The following is a 20,311-nucleotide window of genomic DNA, read 5'->3' as shown; positions in this document are numbered from 1 at the left end:
TTACTCTGTCGACGACTGCTCGTGCCTCAGGCGGACCACAGGCCGGTCGATTGCGTAGGCGGAGCCAAGTCTTGAAAGCCGAAGTTTGCGATATGGCATTTGCATCAGATCCATGTCCAAAGACCCCGGCGCGTTACAGTATAGTGTCGCGCGCGCGATTGGATCGAAACAGGCCCTGAAGTGCTGTGTAGACTTGACGACAACAATGCCCATCGCCGAGAGATTGACACCCATCTCGGTAAAACACTCTGGCGCAAAAACCTGTTGTCGAATAGAATTCAGTACTATAAAAACCTTATCAACACGTATAACTGCGGCTAGGCCGATTGGAGTGTTAGGAATTTTGCTGAAGAAACGCTGCCTTACATCAGCCCTTACCGATATGACTTCTCCGTCCACATCAAGCGGATCTCCAGAAAGGGGGCCGACCTTTCCCCCGATCCGTATCGTAAGTCTGGCACCAACGCCCGCATCAGCAGCAATCCGCACGGCCTGTGGATCCCATATCATGCCTAGCGCCGCCGGACCGCAATCCGTTTGGAGCAAAGTCCGAAGCAAAAACGTGCTGTCAGAGGCGGCGCCACCGCCGGAATTGTCAGAACTGTCGGCGATAATCACTGGCCCGCGACCTTGCGGAATTTCCATCGCCTCGGCCAAAGCGTCTTCTACTGTCAGCCGATTGACCGGAGCGTCGGTTACGATCGACGTGTAGCGTTCAGCGATCTCGTCGAGCAGCATGTTGGCCGGACCTTCAGGTAATCCTTCGGTTATAATGAGCGCTGCCGCTCCCGTTTGCTCGCTGTCGCACCAAGGAAAACCATGCATCAGAGTTACCGACCTGATTCCCGGCTGCTGTTCGATATCTACGAGTCGACGTACGAGATCCTTCATTGGCCCTTCGGTCGTACCTTGGAGACTGAGAACGGGAATCGAACGAAGCGAAACGACGAAGCTGGCATTTCTAACAACGGAGTCACGCAACATGGCGTGAAGTTCCTCCACACGCGCGCGGTAGTCGACATGAGGATACTCTTTCACGCCCACGAGCAGCGTCCCAGTGGCGACCATTTCAGCCCCGACGTTGCCGTGAAGGTCGAGCACAGCGCCGATAGGCACATCATCGCCAAGCAGCGCTCGAATATGGCGCAGAATGTCAGCCTCGCAGTCGTCGACCCCTGGGGCCATCATCGCGCCATGAAGGACCAGAAACACTGCGTCGATTTGCCCAGCGCGTTCTAGACCGCGAAGAATGTGATTGCGCATATCCTCGAAAACCGACCTAGATACCGGTCCCGAGGGCTGGGTCCAGAAGCACGGACCTTCGACAACCTCGTCACCCGCGGAGCTGATCGCTGCAATCGCGTCTCCATAGCCTTGAAACGACATTGCCGCGTCACGCCCAATTTTTGCCGGCGGCACGTATGCACAGTCAGCTTCGAAACTGGTCAAGCTCGTCGGTATCGGGGAAAAGCTATTCGTCTCATGCGCCAGACATGCGACAAAAATTCGAATAGGGCCGCGGCCTACTTGGCGAGTCTTAGTCTGTGTCATACTGCTTTCCCAGGCGAGAACGCCGAGCGACCGACAGCCGTCCACGGTCCATTGTCGGATGTCTCGGGTCGGTTTGGCCATGCGTTACGCTCGAGGCGGACAGCAAAATCGGTGGCCGCCTGCTGGCCTGACCACCGCACGTGACGGGAACGTATGTCAGCGACGCAGCGCACGCCGAGGAGCGCCATTCCGCGCTCGAATTCGGTGCGCAAGATCTGCAGCGCTCGATGGACGCCAGCAGGGCCTCCAGCCGCAAGACCAAATATGTACGGACGACCGATGGCGCAGGCGTCGGCGCCGAGCGCGAGTGCCTTCAGGATGTGAGTTCCCCGGCGTACGCCGCCGTCCAGGATCAACACTACGGCGTCGCCGACAGCGTCGCGAATGTGGGGTAATTGTTCAAGCGGGGTAACGGCGCCGTCCAGTTGGCGGCCGCCGTGGTTTGAAATCATCAGGCCATCGCACCCAATTTTTGCCGCTTCAACAGCGTCGATCGGTGCGCTGACGCCTTTCAAAATAAGGGAACCATTCCACGTCGCCCTAAGCCAGTCTAAATCCTTCCAGGTTATGGATCTATCCATTTGCCCGTTGACCATTGCGATCACCCCCGCAGCACTGCCGGTGCCCCAATGACCACCGGTCATATTGGCCAGTGCGACGCGTTTTCCAAAAAGCATTGGGAGCGACCATTTGGGATGAAGCGAGAAGTCGATAAGACTTTTCAAAGGAAACTTCATGGGTACGCTCATGCCGGATACGAGGTCTCGCTCTCGGTTGCCAGATACGGGCGTGTCCGCCGTGAGGATGATGCCGTCATATCCGCTCGCCTTCGCTCGATCGAGCAACTCGGAAGTCAGTCGCCGATCCTTGAAGCAATAAAGCTGGAAAAATCGCCGCCCGCCGATCTGTGCTACCTCCTCGATCGTCGTCGTTGCCATTGTCGATAATGCATAAGGTACCGCATGGTCTGCGGCCGCCCGAGCGACCGCCATTTCGCCACTTGGGTGGAAGAGCTGCGACATGCCCGTCGGCGACATTATGACAGGAAACCCGAAATCGATGTTGAGCATTGATATGCGGGTGTCAATATTGCTCACGTCGGTCAGGATTTCTGGCGTCAGCAGCACATCATCGAAGATCGCCGTGTTGCGCCGCTTCGTCACCTCATCGTCCGCTCCTCCCTCAAGATAGTTCCACACCGGCCCCGGCAGCGCCTTCCGGGCCAACAGCTGGAGGTCTGCAATATTCCGCGCCGCCGCAATCCCGTTGGGCACACTAGGCCTTTCTCTAGACGAAATAGTTTATAAGTATGATTGAAACCCTTTCTCACATGGAAATCAAGCTCGAACTAGTGTATATGGTGAAGAAGGGGAATTTTCGCGATTTCGCTTCCGCTGGGTTCACCGGCGATGCTAATGATAGAGAAACTTTGCCGCAGGTCGAAATCAGCACGATGCCCAAACCGCTCAACGACGAACAACCGAAGCGCTCAGGGAAACCCAAGCCCACACCATCGCAAGCGCGGATTGGCCGCGCTATCCGTCATCGGCGCGTCGAGGTCGGCCTGTCGCTAGCAGCGCTCGCAAAGCAACTTGGCGTAGCTTTATCGACGCTTTCTAAGCTTGAGAACGGCTTGGTCGCGATTACATTCGAGCGTCTCGAAGCGATATCCCGCTTTCTCCAATGCGAAATGGCCGATCTCATATCGGACGAGGGGGGAACGTCCGAGACAAATCGTGCGGCCCCTGCGGACATCGACGTCAAAAGCCCATTTGGTAATCGTCGCAGCATCACAAGGGCCGGGGAGGGTAAGGTCATGGATAGTGGCTTGTATACGCTCACGTTTTTATCAACAGAGATTCTCAATCGCGCCTGCCAGCCCGCGATCGCGGAGGTCTCGTTAGACAATATAGCAGAATATGGACCCTTTACGCGGCATGCGGGCGAGGAGTTTAATTTCGTAATATCAGGCACATTGGAGTTTCATAGCGAGGTGTACGCACCTGTGCGCCTTGAGAAGGGTGACAGCATCTATTTTGACGCCGAAATGGGCCATGCCCACATCAAGGCCGGGGATCAGCCTTGCCATGTCTTGGCGGTCTTCATCCCACGGTCGCATCAGCCGCCACCCGTGGACGACGCGCGCTTCGAGCATTAGCTACAACGTAGTGCGCGGGCTATTCGACGTCTCTCATGAAGCTTCGTCCGGCGAGTGCGATGAGGAGGGCGGCAGGCGCCAACATCCACGACATCACTAGCAAAGCTAGGCGAAGCGATTGTGGATAGGCTGCGGCTGAGAAGGCGTCGCTGAGCCATCCCGTAGCAAGCGGCCCAACCGTCATTCCGACAGCGTTCAGCAGCGCCAGCAAGACGGCGGTTGCCGTGGCACGGCGACTGGGCCCGCAGACGTGTTGGACGGCGGCGAACAAGGCCGGCAGGGTCGCAAACAATACCGCTTGGAGAATAGCGACCCAAACGATGAAATCGACGAGTGTGGTGGCACTGAACGTGATGACCGCCAGGGGGAGCGATACCGCAAAACCAGCGGCCGGTAGCCAGACGAGCCAACGAGGATCTCTTCGAAAGAGCTTATCCGTAAGAACTCCGCCAACCACCGCCCCGACCAGCGTTCCTATAGCGCTTGCAGCACCATATTGGGCGCCAGCAGTGGCTATATCGACGTGCAGGTCACGCACTAGATAGGTCGGAATAAAAGTGATGGGGCCGTACCCGAATAGGGAGTAGAGAATAAAACCGGAAAGGATTAAAAGAAAGCTTGGCTTGGTCGATAATGCCGAAAGGTCCGCAATGAGCCTCGGGCGAGTGTTATTCTCTGATCGATAAGTATTATCGCGCGGAGGTTCCCGCAGCACCCCAAACGCAAGCATTCCAATCGGTATCGACAAGGCGCCCATCCAAAGGAATGCGGTACGCCAACCATAGTGTTGAGCAAGCCACCCGCCCCCGATCAAGGCTAATGCCGTTCCTATCGTGGACGCCGCCGTGAAGATTGCGAAAGCCCTGCCACGCACGTCCGGTGGAAAATAATTTGCGATGAGCGAATGGCTAATTGGCATCGCACCACCCTCTCCAAGGCCCACGCCCATGCGCGCAATAAACAACAGGAGGAGGGTAGGAACAAAGCCGCACGCCATCGTCGCGACAGTCCAAAACGCAAAGGAGACCAGCAGCCATGCTTTGCGGTTGCCCCGGTCAGCTGCGCGCGCAAATGGCAGCGTCGACACTGCGTAGCACAGAGCAAAAGGAGCGCCGCCGATGGCTCCGAGCATCCCATCCGACAAGCCAAACTCGAGTTTTATTTTTCCGAGCACCACCGGCAGAAGCTGCCGGTCGGCATAGCTGACAACCGAAATAAGAAATAGCATGGCAAGGAAGGAATAACGTTGGCGCGGGCTGAACGCCTCCCAAGGCAGCGCCCCCTGAGGTAGCCGCATTATAGCGTTAGAACCGCGTTTCTGGTTGTTCAAATCCTTCATCCCTCACTCGACATGGCCTTGCGACCGAAAACGCGACATCTCGGCGCATCGGGGTTATCCAACCTTTGGCTCCGTAATGTCCAGCCGAAGAGACGTCGTGTCAAACTGTTTTCTCTAGGAGATAAATAGGCTTGACTTTTCGTAATGAGAAACAGAACATTCCTTTCTCGAAACAAATGACTTAGGGCGTTCGGCTTTGATCAAGCTTTTTGATCGAGCGAAACCCTGATCCAGGACGGTGCCAGAAAAGGGGTGGAAAATGTCGGTTCGATCTTTGCGATATCTGAAAGCAGTTCTTCTAGGTTCGGCGTTGATGCCGTTTTCAACTCAAGCGCAGACGGTTCTGCCCGAGGCAACGCAAGCAGCTGCGGCTTTGCCGGCTATGACAACCACTTCGGACGGACCGGCCGACATTATCGTCACTGCGCGCAAGCGCGATGAAACCGAGCTTAATGTCCCCGCAGCGGTAACAGTCATTCGTCAAGAGGATCTGATTGCGCGCGGTGCAACCAATTTGAGAGACATATCTTCGTTCGTGCCCGGTTTGAATATCGGCACCGGAGTAGGCGGCAACACGGTCATCATTCGTGGTATTAACACCGGCGCCGATGCTTCCGCGACGAGCGGGGTCGTCATCGATGGCGCGCCGACCGGGTCAAGTTCGTCATTTCTCCAAGGCGGCTCATCGCAATTCGATCTTGATCCCTCCGATATCCGACAGGTTGAGGTGCTGCGTGGTCCTCAAGGGACATATTATGGCGCGAGCACTCTTGGTGGCCTCGTGTCTTACGTCACGCGTAAGCCGTCCCTTACGGATTTCGGTGGGTCGGCCCATGGCGAGGTTGCCGATACCGACGGTGGTCGGATCAGCTATCTGGTCAGCGCCGCCGCGGACATGCCGCTGGTGCGGGACAAGCTTGCCGTTCGCGTCTCGGGCTTCGACGACCTCCGGGGCGGTTTCATCAACGACTCCGTCACGGGTCGCAATCGGTTCAACCGGGCCGAACGCTATGGCGGTCGATTGGACTTGTTGTTCAAACCCACCAGCAATCTCACGATCGACCTTTGGGGTGCCATTCAGAGAACCGATAGAGACGGCGAGGACTTTGTTATCACCGACGCGGACGGGAAGCCTCTCGCCGGACGCTCGTATAACCAGGCTGTGGTTCCGACTCGCAATCAGGATTTCAAGTTCATTCACGGGTCCGTCAATTTGGATCTCGGACGAGTGGCCGCTACATATATCGGCAGCTATCAGGATATCCAGACCGACATCCTATCTAACTATTCAAACGCTCCAATTGCTTCGCTGTTCGTGACCATCGGCAGGCTGGGTTTGGGTCCGGTTCTTCCGGCGCCGTTTAACGCCGGCATCCACAATGATCTAAACCTTAAGAAGAACACTCATGAGCTGCGGTTTAGCTCAACTGGAACCGGCCCACTTCAGTTTCTCGTGGGTGGTTTTTATACTAGGGAAACCGCCGACCAGATCCAGCGTGGGGACGCGCGCACGCTTGATGGTAAGTCGATCGCAGGTCTGGATCAGCTGCTGAATATCATGCTCGACTCGAGCTACGAGGAGTATGCCGCATTCGCCAATGTGTCGTACCAGGTCCTTCCGAAACTGACGGTCGAGGGAGGTTTCCGAATCGGGCGCGACAATCAACACTATCAGCAATTCACTACTGGCTCGGCTGTGGCGGGCCTCAACGCCATCCTGACATCCATCTATGGCCCGGCTGCAGCCTTCGTGCCTGCCACTCCGCCGGCATCGTCGAAGGAGACCGTCAAGACCTACTTGGCTGATGCTAAGTATCAGTTTTCGTCCAACGCTCAGGCATATTTACGCTTCGCCACCGGGTTCAGGCCTGGTGGACCGAACGTCCAAGTCGCCAATACCCCTGCGACCTTCAGTCCCGATCGCGTCAAAAGCTACGAAGTTGGTTTCAAGGCACAAACATCAGACCGACGAGCGTCATTGGACATCTCCGGTTTCTATATCGATTGGACGAATATTCAGGTCATTGGCTCGGTCAGCGGTTTCAGCTATCGAACAAACGGCGGTAAGGCGGTCAGCAAGGGCGTAGAAGCGGTCGCAAGTGTACGGCCCGTTTCTGGGCTCCAAGTTGGTGCGATTTTCGCCTACACCGATGCCACTCTCTCCCAAGATATTGCCGCGGTCGGCGGTATATCGGGCGATCCGCTGCCCTTGACGCCAAAGTTCTCGTCGACCGTGACAGCAGATTACGATTGGCCGATCAGCGGCCGCTTGCACGGCGTCCTGGGTGGGGTAATTCGGATGGTGAGCGATCGGAACACCTCGTTCCCCTCCAGCTTGGTCAATCGCAATATCCGGCTCGATGGATATGCAACCGGCGACTTGCGAGCTGGCGTGAGGACAAATCAGTTCGAAGTCACGGGGTTTGTACGGAACGTGACCAACGAACTCGCCGAATTGTCCGGCCGTACCGGGTTAGGCATCAACGAGGTCGTAATCCAACGACCGCGCACGATCGGCGTGATGGCCTCAGTAAAATATTGAATTAGAGGAAAAGTATTGTGGTGCACGGTGAAAGGCTGGCGGCGGCAGGTTTAACCCTGCCGCTCTCTCAAGCGGTCGAGGCAAACGGCTTTGTGTTCGTGTCGGGTCAGCTCGGCTTCCTCGAGGGACGATTGGTCGACGGCGGAATTCGTGAGCAGACGCAAGTGGCAATCGACAATATCCAAGCGGCCTTGTGCGAACATAATCTGTCGCTCCGCGATGTCGTGCGCGTCGGAATTTGGTTAAAGAGCCCGCACGATTTCCCAGTCTTCAACGAAGTCTACGCAAAGCACTTTGGCCCGCGGTTTCCGGCAAGGGCAACCGTCGTCAGTGATCTCATGCTGGAAGATGCCGTCGTAGAGATCGACGCTATCGCCGCGCGGCCGCAATGATCGTCACGGACATTCTTATTCTTGGCGGTGGTATGGCGGGGGCGTCCGTTGCCGCCCATCTTAGCCAAGGGGCCTCGGTGACATTGCTGGAAGTCGAAGACCAACCGGGGCGTCACGCGACAGGAAGGTCAGCCGCTTCTTTTTTTGAGTCGTACGGCAACGAACAGATACGCGCGCTTACGCGGGCAAGTCGCCGAGATCTGATCGCGCCTGATCGAGATTTTGTCGATGTGGAGCTGCTCAAGCCACGCCTTACGCTCTTCGTTGCTGATTATGAGCGGCTGCATGGCCTCGACAGCCTTATGGATCGGCCTGACACGAGTGATTTGCGCCGGGTTGATGCGAGTGAAGCGCTTGCGCTCGTTCCAATTCTTTCACCGGAGTGGGTGGCAGGCGGGGTCACCGATTCCAGTGGCTTCGACATGGATGTGGCAGCGCTTCATCAGGGCTATCTCAGATTGGCCAAGCGGAGAGGCGTCGCGATCATGACTGGCGCCCAGATGACGCATATAGAGGGAGGACATGACGGATGGACCGTATATACAAGGGCTGGGGAATTTCGCGCACCTCTTGTCGTTAATGCTACAGGCGCGTGGGCTGACGAAGTCGCCGAACGGGCCGGGATCCCCCGCCTTGGCCTGAAGCCACTGCGGCGAACTGCAATGATGATTCCTGCGCCGGATATACGAAATCTGGACGCATGGCCGCTCGTGATGGGTCCGGAGGAAAGCTTTTATTTTAAGCCGGATGCTGGGCAGATTCTCCTCTCCCCGGCGAACGAGGATGAGGAAACGCCCGGCGACACGGCACCCGACGATCTCGATGTGGCAATTGCGGTCGACAGATTTGAAACCGTAACCATTCTCAAGGTTTCCCGCATCAGTCATCGTTGGTCCGGACTTCGCACGTTTGCCTCAGACCGCACACCCGTTGTCGGTTTTGACGAGCACGCGCGCGGTTTCTTTTGGCTGGCGGGGCAAGGTGGCTATGGCATCCAAACCGCTCCGGCCATGGGCCGGTTAGCGGCCGCGTTGATTGAAAATAGATGTGTCCCGGACAGAATCCTCGACCACGGCGTTTCGATCCGCGACCTTTCGCCCAGTCGACCTGAGCTCGCGACAAAGGCACCGATATGAGCTGCTGCCGCTTCCGTGAACACCGAGATAGCTGTTTTCAGAAGCGGAGGACGCAAATGCAGCGACGAAATTCAGCCGCGAGTTTAAGCTTAAGGCGTTGAAGCTGTCCGAAGACAAAAAGATCGGTAGCGAGCGGGCCGCCGCTTCTCAAATTCGGCTACAACGCAATCGACTTAGACTGATCGGCTTTTTTGAGGGGGGCGAGCATCTCCTGCGCCGTAATCATCAGAGATCTTACGAAATTTTTAGCCGCCATGTGGGAGATGATGTGACGCGGCAGCAGGTTGCACTTCTTATTGCTCTGGCCAGCCAACCCGGAGCCTCGCAACGCGCTCAGGCGCCAGAACATGGCTTGGCTCGATATAAATGTTCCGGAGGACGAACTGCTGCAACCCTTGCCGGCACACAGCTTTGCAATCGAAGAGATTGCCCCGCGCGAGCCGCGGATGCGCCAGACCGAACGGGCATTGTGAGGAAGGACATGCTCCCGATGCTGTAGGCAGCGATCCCCGCTAAAGGGACATGAGCTCGGCCGACCGAATCAACGCGGTGCCGATCAGCGGACCGTTGCTAGAAGCGGCGCTCAAGATCCTGGCAGCGCTGCCGGCACATCTTTATGCGCGGCCCGTCGCCCAGGCACTCGCTCTCCAGGCCTATGCCAGGGAAGCCGGGTTCGAAGATGAGGCGGCGTCGGCGGCGCTCCACGCCCGCGTCACGGCGCTGGCGAAATGGACTGGGGCGCACGACCCCGGACGCCAGTCCGATCCCGGGTCGGTGGTGGAGGCCGCCGCACGCTTTTCGCTGGCCGAGACGGAGGCGGGGATAGGGTTCAAGCCGGGCGGATTATGCTGGGGCTCCCTTTTCGGTTATTGCCCGGTGATTACCGCAGCCCAGCACCTTTCCGTCCATTCGACTTTATATCATTTTATGACAAGTGCCTAGTCGATGATGGCCACAGTATCTGGTATATGAGATATAGGCGTTGCTGCACCGACTCGCAAAATTGCCATATTCTCGTCTTTAACTTAGTTTCCAGCGTCTTTCTGAACACCGCGATCACCCGTGATCACGAAGTAGCGGCTGCAGTGACAGCATGGACCGCGGGGCTGCGCACCACCGCAAATTAAACCTGAGCGGCGCCTGCCGCAAGCGCGCAGCGTGCTGGTTCAGGCGGCGGCACTTGCTCGCAGGCCCGCGAGCACAGCCGACGCTACGGCAGCGATGTGCCCTTCAATAAGTGTCCGCGCACGCGCCGGCGACTGACCGGCGATTGCTTCGATGATATCATCATGTTCCCGAGCGGCGTCGGCCATGAACGTATCGAAGCCGCCCGCCTGGTTGATAAAGAAATCCGACATGTTGAAATTGCTGTTCTGCCGGTCATCGACAAACGGGGAATGCGCCATGTCATGAATGAGCTGATGAAAGGTACGGTTGAGCTTACCATATTCAAGGGTATGGCCTGGATCGCTGACGTCGATAGCAACAATACGCGCCTGCAAAGCCCTAAGCGCCCGCAACTGTTCGTCGGTCCGCCTGGCAGCAGCGAGTTCAGCAAGCAATCCCTCAAGGCGCTCAAACATCAAGTAGAAATCGGCGATCTCCCTGCGTTCAGGCTTGATGACCTCGCAGCCGACCTGAGGAATGATCCTGACGAAACCTTCCGCATGCAGCCGATTAAGCGCTGCCATGATCGGCTGACGGCTCGCTCCTGTATCTGTGGCAAGCTCCTTAACAGACAGCCGTTGCCCGAACATATACCGCGCGCCAATGAGCCGTTCCATGAGGAGATCGTATATCTCGTCCTTTTTATTCACCGGCGGGTCAGGTCCTCGTCACAAGCTAATGGAACGATTTCTATCATCCACGTTCTAGAATGCAACGAGATCCTTCAGAAGTGAGAAGGCGCTTAAGTCTGGCACTGAACATAACAAAACCAAGCTTCAAGCATGCTTCTTGCACAACTAATCTAGCATGCTAGTATACATCGAATCACAGGGAGAAGATCGAATGTTTCTTTGGCCGGAAATAGCGGTGGGAACGATCCGGTTGGGACATGTTCAGGCTGGCTCCATCCGCACTCGCTACATCGAAGCGGGCGATGGCACCGCGCGCGAGGCGGTTGTGTTCATCCCTGGAACGGGCGGGCACCTTGAGGCATTCACGCGCAATATCCTGCCGCACGCTGAGCATTGGCGGACCATCGCACTCGATATGATCGGGCATGGATACAGCGATAAGCCGGACCACAACTACGAGATCCGGCATTATGTGCGGCATCTGCTCGATTTTTGCGATGCGTTGGGCCTTGAGCGTATTCATGTCCATGGAGAGTCTCTGGGCGGCTGGATCGCAGCGCAATTTGCAATTGACCATCCGGAACGCACCGCCTCGCTGACGTTGAACACCGCCGGCGGCCTGAACACCGATCCAAAAGTGATGGAACGCGTCTACAACGTAACGATGAAGGCGGTCGCGGACGCGAGCTATGAGACGGTTCGTGCGCGGCTCGAGTGGCTGATGAATGATCCGGCACGGGTCACCGAAGATCTGATCGAGTTGCGTCTCGGAATCTACACTCAGCCAGGCTTCGTCAAGGCAATGGAACATATTCTGTGCCTGCAGCACATGGATATCCGCATGCGCAACGTGCTGACTGATGAAAGTCTGTCGCGCATTACAGCTCCCACTCTGGTGATCTGGACCGACCACGACCCGACTGCCCCTATCGCTACCGGCGAACGCTTTGTAGCGGCAATCCCGAATGCCCGGCCGCTGGTCGTAATGGATGATTGTGCGCACTGGCCACAGTGGGAGAAGGCCGACGAGTTCAACCGACTTCACATCGAATTCCTGCGCACTCACGCACTCGCTCCGGCTTGAGCGTCCCTGATGACCATTCGTATGATCTGCGCATCGCATACGCCGCTGATGGACCATGTCGATGCAGACCCTTCTGTGGATGCCGAGGTGCGCGCAGCGTTTCGTGCGCTAGGTGAAGAAGTTCAAGCATTCGATCCGGAACTCGTGATCCAGTTCGCTCCCGACCATTTCAAGGGTGTGTTTTACGATATGATGCCGCCTTTCACCGTCGGCATCCGTGCGGAAGCGATCGGTGACTATGACATTGGCGAGGGCGCGTTCGACGTGCCTGAAGCGCTGGCGATCAACTGCATCGAATCGCTACACGGGGAGGATGTTGACGTCGCGATGTCGTATCGGTTGCAGGCCGATCACGGGTTTGCGCAATTGCTTGTCCTGCTGGGCGGCAGGGTTGACGCCTGGCCGGTGCTGCCCATTCATATTAACTGCGCTGGTCCACCATTGCCCTCGATGCGTCAAGTCCGGCGGCTCGGTGAATCGGTCGGTCGCTGGGCCGCTGGGCTCGGCAAGCGCGTGCTCATCCTCGGGTCTGGCGGCTTGTCTCACGATCCTCCGATCCCGAGGATCGAGACAGCGCCGCCGCCAATCGCCGAGATGCTTATCGCTGGGCGCAATCCCCCGATCGAGGCGCGCCGTGCACGTGAAGAGGCTAACTTCGAAACCGCTCGTAAAATGGCGCGCGGCGAAGGCAAGGCAACGCCGCTGGCTCCAGATTGGGACATGGCGTTTATGGCCCAGATGGCGCTCGCGGATTTCGATACAGTCGGCGAGTTGAGCGAAGAACAGCTCACCGGAATTGCGGGCTGCGGCGGACATGAAGTCCGCAGCTGGGTCGCCGCTTATGCAGCAATGAGCGCCATAGGCCCCTTCATACCACACCACATTCTCTATCATGCCATTCCGCAATGGAATGCTGGAATGGGAATCGCCACCGCCGAAGCGGCAATTTGACTTGGGGAAGATCTAATGACTCGTGTTCTGGTTCTCTATTATTCAAGCTATGGCCATATTGAAACCATGGCCGACGCCATTGCCGAAGGCGTTCGCGCGGGCGGCGCGGAAGCGTTGGTTAAGCGAGTTCCGGAGACTGCACCGGCCGAAGTCGCCGCGGCGGCACACTTCAAGACCGAGCAAGCGGCACCCATCTGCACTGTGGACGAACTACCCGACTATGATGCCATCATCTTCGGCGTGCCAACGCGCTATGGCCGCCTTCCGTCGCAAATGGCAGCGTTCCTGGACCAGACTGGGCCGTTATGGGCGCGTGGCGCGCTGAACGGTAAATTGGGAAGTGCTTTCGTTTCCACCGCGACCCAGCATGGCGGCCAGGAAACGACGCTGTTCTCCTTAATCACCAATATGCTGCACCTGGGCATGGTGGTCACTGGCTTACCCTACAGCTTCTCCGGCCAAATGCGGCTCGACGAAGTGACCGGCACGTCACCCTACGGCGCAACGACGATCGCTGGTAGCAAGGGCGAACGGCAGCCCTCAGCAAACGAACTGGACGGTGCGCGTCATCAGGGCGAACTCGTGGCCCGGCTCGCAGCCAAGCTCGCGGCCTGAAGCCGGATCAAAACCAGTGGACGAGTTCGACTATATTATCGTCGGTGCGGGCTCCTCTGGTTGCGTGGTGGCGCGGCGGCTTAGCGATGATCCCGCGAACCGCGTGTTGCTCGTCGAAGCGGGTGGCACCAACCAGAGCATCTTCATCAAGATGGCCGCGGGCTTTGCCAAGATCATGGGAAATCCGGATTATTTCTCCTTTTTCCCTGTCACGCCTCAGGAAGGGCGTGGCCCTGAGCGCCATAGCTACGGCCGAGGATTGGGCGGATCATCTGCGGTCAACGGCATGTGGTATCTGCGCGGACAGCCACGGGACTTCGACAACTGGCGTGACCTTGGTCTGCATTCCTGGGGCTGGACCTCGATCCGTGCCGCCTACCGCGAAATCGAGGATTACCGTTGTGACAGGGCAGATATATCGCGTGGACACAATGGTCCGCTACAGATTACCCAATCCACATATCGGGCGAAAGTCTTCGATGCCATCGTCACGGCGGCGGGGGAAACCGGCGCGGTGTGGACTGACGACATCAACACGCCTGAACGGGAAGTCGTAGGCCGGACCCAATACACCGTCGACCGCAAGGGCCAGCGCGCCTCCGCCTATGAAGCGTTTCTGGCTCCGGTGCGGAGCCGGCCCAACCTTTCGATCCTGACGGATTGCATGGCGAAACGCGTCGTGATTGAAGACGGGATAGCTACCGCCATCGAGTGCGAGATCAACGGTGAGGCGAAGCGGTTCACCGCCCGACGCGAAATCATCCTCTCTGCAGGCGTTTACCGGTCGCCCCAGTTACTGATGCTGTCAGGTGTCGGCCCCGGCGCGCATCTGGCGCAACATGGCATTCCAGTCCTGCGAAACCTGCCGACCGTGGGCGAAAACTGGTGCGATCATCAGAAGCTCGGGATTTCGTACGATCTCACCAACGATCCCGGCCTTAACCGCGAATTTCGTAGTTGGCGACTGCCGCGCAATGCTTTGCGTTACTTTCTCACCGGCACGGGGCCGCTTGCGCGGGTCGGCCTGCCGATCACCGCGATGGTGTCCAGCGACGGCGAGCCTTCGGATTGGCCCGATATGCAGCTTGCCGCATCGCCTTTTGCGATGCGTACGGTCACGGAGATGGCGGCCAATCCGGGAAGTCCGATATCCGAGAAGCCGGGCATCACTTTTGCAGGCTTCCATCTGCGGCCAAAGGGGCGCGGCACTGTTCAACTAGAAAGTGCCGATTTTCGGGCAGCGCCAATTGTTGATCCGCGATTCTGGAGCGAGGAGGTGGACCGCCGCAAAGCGCTCGAACTGGTGAAGATGTTGCGCAGATGGGCTGGAGCACCGCCGCTCGCACATTACGTGGGCAAAGAGCGACAGCCCGGCGCGCAGATTCAAAGCGACAGCGAGATTCTGGAACAGCTTCACACCATGGTAGATCCGGGTCTGCACGGCACCGGCACCTGCTCGATGGGAACCGATCCACTAACGTCTGTCGTTGACGATGCCTGCCGAGTTCATGGGATCGGGCGCCTTCGTGTGGTCGACTGCTCGATCATGCCCACCCCGGTTTCCGGAAATACCAACGGACCCGCGATGGCTATCGGCCAGCGGGCATCCGACCTGATCCTCGCAAAAGACTAAAACCGCAGCATCAGGGATGGCAAGACTTACAGCTCGGAGCGCCCGTTCAGCGCACGCCCCGAATGAAGGCTATGCAAGTGGTTCCGAGCACGACGAAGATGATGCCCATCACGAACAAAGCGGCATAGCTGCCCACCATGCTGACAATTGCGCCGGCGAGGCCCACGCCCAACGTCTGTGACAGCGTGGTTGTCATGTTGATGATGCCGAGATCCTTGCCTGCATCATCCTGCGAGGGAAGCACCTTTGTGATAAGTACGTAATCGACTGACGCGAACCCGCCGAAGCCTGCTCCGACGAGGAAGCTGTACACCAGCATTCCAGTGTAGGTCGGGAAAATCAGCGGCACCAACATGGCACCAACCATTATCGCCGAGCACAGATAGATCAGCGGGCGTGTGACATTCAATCGGTCGCTGAGCCAGCCCGCCAGCGGCGTTCCGACAGCAGCACCCACCATGGCCGCAAGGCCGACGGCGGGCAGCGATCCCACAGCCTTCAGGCCGAAGCCGATAAAGTCCTGAAGGATGTAGAGCAGGTACACTTTCAGTGGGAAGAACCCGGTGAGGAAAAGGAACCGTCCCAGGAAAGTCCATCCAAAGGCAGGATATTTGACGGGATTAACCCAGAAGGAGCCCAGGATGGTGCTCAAATTAAAGGGCGGCCGTGGAACGCCGATGTTCGAGCGCCGGTTGACCGCCACAAACGTAAAAACGGCCATCGCCATGACAATGCTCGCGACGACATAGCCGAGGAATAGCTCCTGTGCGAAAGACGCGCCGAGCACCTGTCCTAGAAGGATGCCCATCAGGTTAGCCATTCCGATAGCCGCCGAGAAGACACCCCGGCGCGCTACAGGCACTCGCTCGGGGATGTGCACCATTAATGGTGTGAAGATAAAATTGGTGCTGGCCTGTATCAGCAGCCAGTAGATCATGAGTTCAGTGATGGTGGTCGCGCGGGCGAGCAATATCGCCAGAACGAACGTAGCGGCTGCGCCGCCAAGCATCCAGGGCGCCCGACCGCCGATCCGGGTACGGGTGCGATCGCTCAACGATCCCGCGATTGGGGCCGAGACAAGGGCGCCGATCGCGCCGACACCAATCACCAAGGCAAGTCCGGCCGCCGCGCCGTCGCGATCGATCCGTTGCACCTGCAGCGCCAGGAAAATCGACTGAAGCACTGTCCAGAAGAGAAACAATACCCCTGCGGTGACGAAAAGCGTGGTCAAAAGGCCGACGAGCCGCAGCTCGCGCAGACCGGGCGATGCCACCGCGCCCGCAAAGGTATCCGGACCGGGAAAAGCCGTTTGCGAGGTGACAGACATCGCTATTCCTTACGTAACGGAGACAGTTATCGACCGTATCTTTCCAGCAGGTCGAACAGCACTTTCGTTGGCTGCTCGGACGGCTGGTAGGCGATGATCCACCCCTCATATTCACCGGCGACTGAGCCTTCGAAACCATAGTCCTTCAACATGCCCAGCAGTTCCTTGTAGGGCGTGTTGGGTTCCTCACCGTTCGCATCGAACATGTGTGCCTTGGCGTGACAGTGAACTGTATATTTGAGCAGAGGCTCAAAGGTCGACAGGTCGTTAGTCTGAATTTGGCCAGGCGCATTGGGGCCCTGCCAGCAAGAGAAGTCAGGCACGAGCCGAAACCATGGGGATTCGACTGTCTCAAGTGCTTCCTGATAATAGGACGGCGGATGCGGCGCGTGCAACTCGACGCCCCAGATCACCCCATATTCCTCAAGTGTAGGAAGGACGGCGTTCACGAAATCGATAAGCTGACCAACCGGTTCGGCATTGAAGGCAGGACGCATGATCGGAGCGCCCAGATACGACGTCAGCGCGATCATTCGCTTGGCGTTGTCGACCATCTCTTCGAAAGTCTGCGGACGGTCGCTGCGAATGTTCGTCCCAAAATAGCAGCTAAAGCAGAATATCTCCATCTCCAGCGACGTTACCAACTCTCGGATCGCCTTGAGGACGTCAAGATTGGGATTGGGCCAGCCGGGGATATGCTGCTCGGCGATGATTTCCACGCCATCGCAGCCCATCTCGGCTGCCTTGCGAATGGCTTGGTAGACATCGATTTTCCCAGCATGGAAATCGGCACCGAACGAGTAGAGGCTAAGACCAAGTTTCATGTCAGCGAAGCTCCAGTTCACCGGTGAGCCGGTAGGGTAGCGTGTCGTTAGGAAAGCCGTAGCTAAAGGTGGTTCGCATATCGATGTCGACATTGATCTGGTTCTTGTCGGTCAAGACGTCAGTCAGCTCCTGATCGGTCAGAAACACCTCGGCAGCCTCGCCCATGCTCCACCATATCTCGTGCATGTTCTTTGCATATGCGGCCGGAATCCGTTGTCCGCGTAGCGCGATGAATGTATTTGCGTCGGAAACCTGATGGCCGTTCACTGCGATCTTCACGGAACTCACTGTGGAAAGATGAGTCCCGGTGTAGAACGGGTTGCGGATCATGATGCGCCAACCGCCCTCCTCTTGCTCGATCACGTTCGACACGAACAGGTCACGCTGTGCAATACGCGAGAAGACGACGATACCTTGCTTGGCCCGGTCGGCTTGGTTCCTGTTGGCAGTTGGTAGCTCGGCGTTCATCGCAGGGTCCTTTTTCGGCATGATAGCAGTTTCCCCGAAGTGGATGGCTGGCGTCGGCAATCGGCGGATCAGAATTTGAAACCTGCGCGGACGCCATAAGTCCTTGGGTCTCCGAACCAGGCGAGGCCGTCGGTAAATGCCGGGAAACTGGCGGATAGCGAGACGCTGCTTAGCGTCGTTGCGTTTTCAAGGTTCTTGGCGAAGCCCTGAACATAGAAGCGGTCGTCGGGGCTGTTATAGGTGACTGTCAGATCAGTCTTGGTGAAGGAAGGCTGACGAAAGAAGTTGCGCAGAGCGGTGCTGACGAACTGATAGCTGTCGCTGATCCGGGTACGTGCCCCCAGCTCAAGCCTGCCGTCCCCAATAGGCAGAGTATAGGAGTAACCAGCGGTCGCCGTCCACTCCGGGGACCTGTCCAGCTTCTCGCCCGAGAATTCGACACCGGGCGTAACCTGATAGTCCGTGTATCGGGCCTTCAGCCAGTTTACCGACAGGTCGAACCGGTTGCGCGGACTCGGCTGGGCCGCCATCTCAAGCTCGACGCCATCGATCTTCGCTTTGCCGGCGTTGCTGATGACCAGACATGGTCCGCCACAATAGGTCGCAGAAACCTGGCTGAGTTGCAGGTTTGAATAATCGTAGTGAAACACGCTAGCAGCCAGCCGGAGCTTTCGATCGAGCAGAGCTGTCTTTAATCCGGCTTCGTAGGACGTCAGCGTCTCCGGCCTGTAAAAGAGCGCCGACGCTGGGACGGGAGCTGTGCAGTTGGTTTGGCCTGCAAGGCAGCCTTCGTTGAAACCGCCTGCCTTATAGCCGGTTGATACCGTGGCATAGAGCAGACTGCTATCCGCCACGTCATATTCGAGGCCCGCCCGCCAAGTGATCTTGCTGTACTTGACTGACGCATTGTTAAGCGAGTCCGAGACAGGCTGGAACCCGGTCGCGGGGCTGCCTGGATTGGTGGTGCCAGGCAGGACGCCTGTGGTGTAGTCGAGCGGGTCGTCGACGTTGACGTGGTTGATGGTGACGCCGACCCTCGACTTGTTGTCGCGCGTATAGCGAATGCCGCCGGTCAGCCGCAGCGTATCAGTTATGCTGAATGTCGCTTGACCAAAAGCCCCTAGCGATTTTGAAATCGTCGGATGTTGCGAGAAGCCGTAAACATAACCGCGCTGGCCAGGACGAAAAAATCGCGTTCCGAAGAGCAGGAAGTCAACATCAGATACCTCACGGAAATAGTAGACCCCCGCCTGCGCTTTCAAGCGATCCGAACTATAGGCGAACCGCAGCTCATGCGATTGTTGCTCGTAATCGCCCTCGAAGGTCGCGTTCAGGGGATATTGTCCGGCAAAGGGGCCAGCCGTCAGCAGTCCGACGTAACTGCGCTGAATCTCGTCACGCTTGAACTCACGATAGGAGCCAAGGTAGGTGGCAGTGATATTGTCGGTCAGATCGACGTCAAGCTCGCCGTGAATGCCCCAGGTGTTGTTGTCGCTGGTGGCCTCGCTCGCCTGTGCGAAGCCGAGCGTGCGATACTCGCTAGAGGTGCGGCCCGCACGATAGACCGGCATGACGCCGCGCTGCCCGGTGGGCGGGCCGCCGATCGGCATGCGGTAGAAGTTACCGAGGGCGACGCCGTTCTGCGGATTGCCCTTCATCTCGCTATAGTCGCCCTTTAGGTAAAGGCGCACGCGCTCCCCAATATCGAATGTGGCGCCGAGGCGAAAGGAGAGGTCCTCCTTGCCAGGATCAAGCGATGGGCTCGATGCCCCCTTCAAGAGATAGCTATCGCGACGACTATAGTTCACTGCACCTCGAACCGCGACAGTGTCGCCGAAGGGCACGTTGATCATTCCGGTCGCCTGGATGGTGTCGTAGTTCCCGTATACGAAGTCGGCGGATGCCTCGAACGTGCTTTTAGGGTGCGCCGAAATGGCATTGATCAGGCCGGCGGTCGTGTTGCGGCCGTACAATGTGCCCTGCGGTCCTCGTAGAACTTCGACTCGCTCCAAATCGAACAGGCTTACTTCCTGTGCCTGGGGCCGTGCGATGTAGATGCCGTCGGAGAGAAATGCGGCGGAAGGATCGCCCTTTTCCGACACGTCATTGCTTGAGACACCGCGGATCGTAATCTGCAGGCCGTTGCCGTTAACGCGATCGATGGCAAGGTTCGGCACCGCGTCCGCCAACCGGGTTGGGTCCGTAACGCCTTGGTCGCGCAGACCCTCCGCAGTAATTGCAGATACTGCGATCGGTGTCTTTGACAGAAGCGATGTAGTGCGGTTTGCCGTGACGATGATATCCGCAGTCCGCTCATCGGCAGTGCCAGAGGCGTCCGGATCGGCTCTCACCGCATCTTGTGCGAACGCCTCTGCAGGTACTGCAAAGAAGGCGGAAGATGCCAACAATACCGTGGCGAAATATCGCACACCTTGCCTCTGCGACTTGCGAACTGATACCATCATAACTTCTCTCCCCACGAAATTTTTAT

General features: G+C 57.7%; 19 protein-coding genes. 10 read left to right on the top strand and 9 right to left on the bottom strand.

Annotation, left to right across the window (positions count from 1 at the left end; all coding sequences use genetic code 11):
* Together C1T17_RS04340 and C1T17_RS04335 are read right to left on the bottom strand one after the other, a co-directional pair.
* The gene (locus tag C1T17_RS04340) at nucleotides 1-1,551 is read right to left on the bottom strand and encodes a M81 family metallopeptidase (protein WP_189338491.1); all 1,551 of its coding nucleotides are present in this window, start codon (nucleotides 1,549-1,551) and stop codon (nucleotides 1-3) included.
* Nucleotides 1,548-2,825 carry an alpha-hydroxy acid oxidase gene (locus C1T17_RS04335; RefSeq protein ID WP_223262793.1) on the bottom strand — a complete coding sequence of 426 codons (1,278 nt, stop codon included), beginning with the start codon at nucleotides 2,823-2,825 and terminating at the stop codon, nucleotides 1,548-1,550. The genes C1T17_RS04340 and C1T17_RS04335 overlap by 4 nt, the downstream gene beginning before the upstream one ends.
* Nucleotides 2,826-2,860: 35 nt before the next feature.
* On the opposite strand from C1T17_RS04335, the gene C1T17_RS04330 reads away from it, so the two are divergent.
* Nucleotides 2,861-3,709 (top strand): helix-turn-helix domain-containing protein, encoded by an 849-nt coding sequence (locus C1T17_RS04330; RefSeq protein ID WP_104952385.1) that lies wholly within the window; start codon nucleotides 2,861-2,863, stop codon nucleotides 3,707-3,709.
* 19 nt (nucleotides 3,710-3,728) lie between these two features.
* Here the strand turns inward: C1T17_RS04330 and C1T17_RS04325 are convergent, their stop codons facing one another.
* Nucleotides 3,729-5,048: a spinster family MFS transporter gene (locus tag C1T17_RS04325; protein ID WP_104952384.1), complete on the bottom strand. Its 1,320-nt coding sequence runs from the start codon at nucleotides 5,046-5,048 to the stop codon at nucleotides 3,729-3,731.
* A 382-nt stretch (nucleotides 5,049-5,430) separates the two neighbouring features.
* Between C1T17_RS04325 and C1T17_RS04320 the strand changes: the two genes are divergently transcribed.
* Genes C1T17_RS04320 through C1T17_RS04310 form a run of 3 tightly spaced genes read left to right on the top strand, consistent with a single transcriptional unit; the run spans nucleotide 5,431 to nucleotide 9,118 of the window.
* Nucleotides 5,431-7,590: a TonB-dependent receptor gene (locus C1T17_RS04320; protein ID WP_189338490.1), complete on the top strand. Its 2,160-nt coding sequence runs from the start codon at nucleotides 5,431-5,433 to the stop codon at nucleotides 7,588-7,590.
* 17 nt (nucleotides 7,591-7,607) lie between these two features.
* The gene (locus C1T17_RS04315) at nucleotides 7,608-7,982 is read left to right on the top strand and encodes a RidA family protein (RefSeq protein ID WP_223262792.1); all 375 of its coding nucleotides are present in this window, start codon (nucleotides 7,608-7,610) and stop codon (nucleotides 7,980-7,982) included.
* A complete protein-coding gene (locus C1T17_RS04310; protein ID WP_104952381.1) occupies nucleotides 7,979-9,118 on the top strand; it encodes an NAD(P)/FAD-dependent oxidoreductase in 1,140 nt (379 codons plus the stop codon). Before C1T17_RS04315 ends, C1T17_RS04310 begins: the two co-directional genes overlap by 4 nt.
* A 157-nt stretch (nucleotides 9,119-9,275) precedes the next feature.
* Here C1T17_RS04310 and C1T17_RS21170 read toward each other — a convergent pair whose 3' ends face one another.
* The gene (locus C1T17_RS21170) at nucleotides 9,276-9,467 is read right to left on the bottom strand and encodes a hypothetical protein (protein ID WP_189338615.1); all 192 of its coding nucleotides are present in this window, start codon (nucleotides 9,465-9,467) and stop codon (nucleotides 9,276-9,278) included.
* Here C1T17_RS21170 and C1T17_RS21890 point away from each other — a divergent pair.
* Entirely contained in the window at nucleotides 9,466-9,591 is a 126-nt protein-coding gene (locus tag C1T17_RS21890) for a hypothetical protein (RefSeq protein WP_262982727.1), read from the top strand. The genes C1T17_RS21170 and C1T17_RS21890 overlap by 2 nt on opposite strands.
* Nucleotides 9,592-9,640: 49 nt before the next feature.
* Nucleotides 9,641-10,060: a hypothetical protein gene (locus C1T17_RS04300; RefSeq protein WP_104952380.1), complete on the top strand. Its 420-nt coding sequence runs from the start codon at nucleotides 9,641-9,643 to the stop codon at nucleotides 10,058-10,060.
* Nucleotides 10,061-10,284: 224 nt separating this feature from the next.
* Here C1T17_RS04300 and C1T17_RS04295 read toward each other — a convergent pair whose 3' ends face one another.
* A complete protein-coding gene (locus tag C1T17_RS04295) occupies nucleotides 10,285-10,935 on the bottom strand; it encodes a GntR family transcriptional regulator (protein WP_145958954.1) in 651 nt (216 codons plus the stop codon).
* A 193-nt stretch (nucleotides 10,936-11,128) separates the two neighbouring features.
* Here C1T17_RS04295 and C1T17_RS04290 point away from each other — a divergent pair, with 193 nt between their 5' ends.
* Genes C1T17_RS04290 through C1T17_RS04275 form a run of 4 tightly spaced genes read left to right on the top strand, consistent with a single transcriptional unit; the run spans nucleotide 11,129 to nucleotide 15,200 of the window.
* Nucleotides 11,129-12,001 (top strand): alpha/beta fold hydrolase, encoded by an 873-nt coding sequence (locus C1T17_RS04290; RefSeq protein ID WP_104952378.1) that lies wholly within the window; start codon nucleotides 11,129-11,131, stop codon nucleotides 11,999-12,001.
* Between the two features lie 9 nt (nucleotides 12,002-12,010).
* The gene (locus C1T17_RS04285) at nucleotides 12,011-12,952 is read left to right on the top strand and encodes a 3-carboxyethylcatechol 2,3-dioxygenase (protein ID WP_104952377.1); all 942 of its coding nucleotides are present in this window, start codon (nucleotides 12,011-12,013) and stop codon (nucleotides 12,950-12,952) included.
* Nucleotides 12,953-12,967: 15 nt separating this feature from the next.
* Entirely contained in the window at nucleotides 12,968-13,567 is a 600-nt protein-coding gene (gene wrbA / locus C1T17_RS04280) for an NAD(P)H:quinone oxidoreductase (RefSeq protein ID WP_104952376.1), read from the top strand.
* A 16-nt stretch (nucleotides 13,568-13,583) separates the two neighbouring features.
* The gene (locus C1T17_RS04275; protein ID WP_104952375.1) at nucleotides 13,584-15,200 is read left to right on the top strand and encodes a GMC family oxidoreductase; all 1,617 of its coding nucleotides are present in this window, start codon (nucleotides 13,584-13,586) and stop codon (nucleotides 15,198-15,200) included.
* 46 nt (nucleotides 15,201-15,246) lie between these two features.
* Here the strand turns inward: C1T17_RS04275 and C1T17_RS04270 are convergent, their stop codons facing one another.
* The 4 genes from C1T17_RS04270 to C1T17_RS04255 all read right to left on the bottom strand — a co-directional run bounded on the left by C1T17_RS04270 (nucleotide 15,247) and on the right by C1T17_RS04255 (nucleotide 20,285).
* Nucleotides 15,247-16,527, bottom strand: coding sequence for an MFS transporter (locus C1T17_RS04270; RefSeq protein WP_104952374.1), 1,281 nt, complete (start codon nucleotides 16,525-16,527; stop codon nucleotides 15,247-15,249).
* Nucleotides 16,528-16,553: 26 nt separating this feature from the next.
* On the bottom strand, nucleotides 16,554-17,351 hold the full coding sequence (locus tag C1T17_RS04265; protein WP_189338489.1) for a sugar phosphate isomerase/epimerase family protein: 798 nt from the start codon (nucleotides 17,349-17,351) through the stop codon (nucleotides 16,554-16,556).
* A 1-nt stretch (nucleotide 17,352) separates the two neighbouring features.
* Nucleotides 17,353-17,820 (bottom strand): DUF6379 domain-containing protein, encoded by a 468-nt coding sequence (locus tag C1T17_RS04260; RefSeq protein ID WP_145958953.1) that lies wholly within the window; start codon nucleotides 17,818-17,820, stop codon nucleotides 17,353-17,355.
* 68 nt (nucleotides 17,821-17,888) lie between these two features.
* On the bottom strand, nucleotides 17,889-20,285 hold the full coding sequence (locus tag C1T17_RS04255) for a TonB-dependent receptor (protein WP_223262791.1): 2,397 nt from the start codon (nucleotides 20,283-20,285) through the stop codon (nucleotides 17,889-17,891).
* Nucleotides 20,286-20,311: the final 26 nt, after the last annotated feature.

The sequence above is a fragment of the Sphingobium sp. SCG-1 genome, from assembly GCF_002953135.1.
GTDB lineage: Bacteria > Pseudomonadota > Alphaproteobacteria > Sphingomonadales > Sphingomonadaceae > Sphingobium.
Note: the sequence above shows the minus strand (reverse complement) of the source record. Positions and strands in the feature narration are given on the sequence as shown.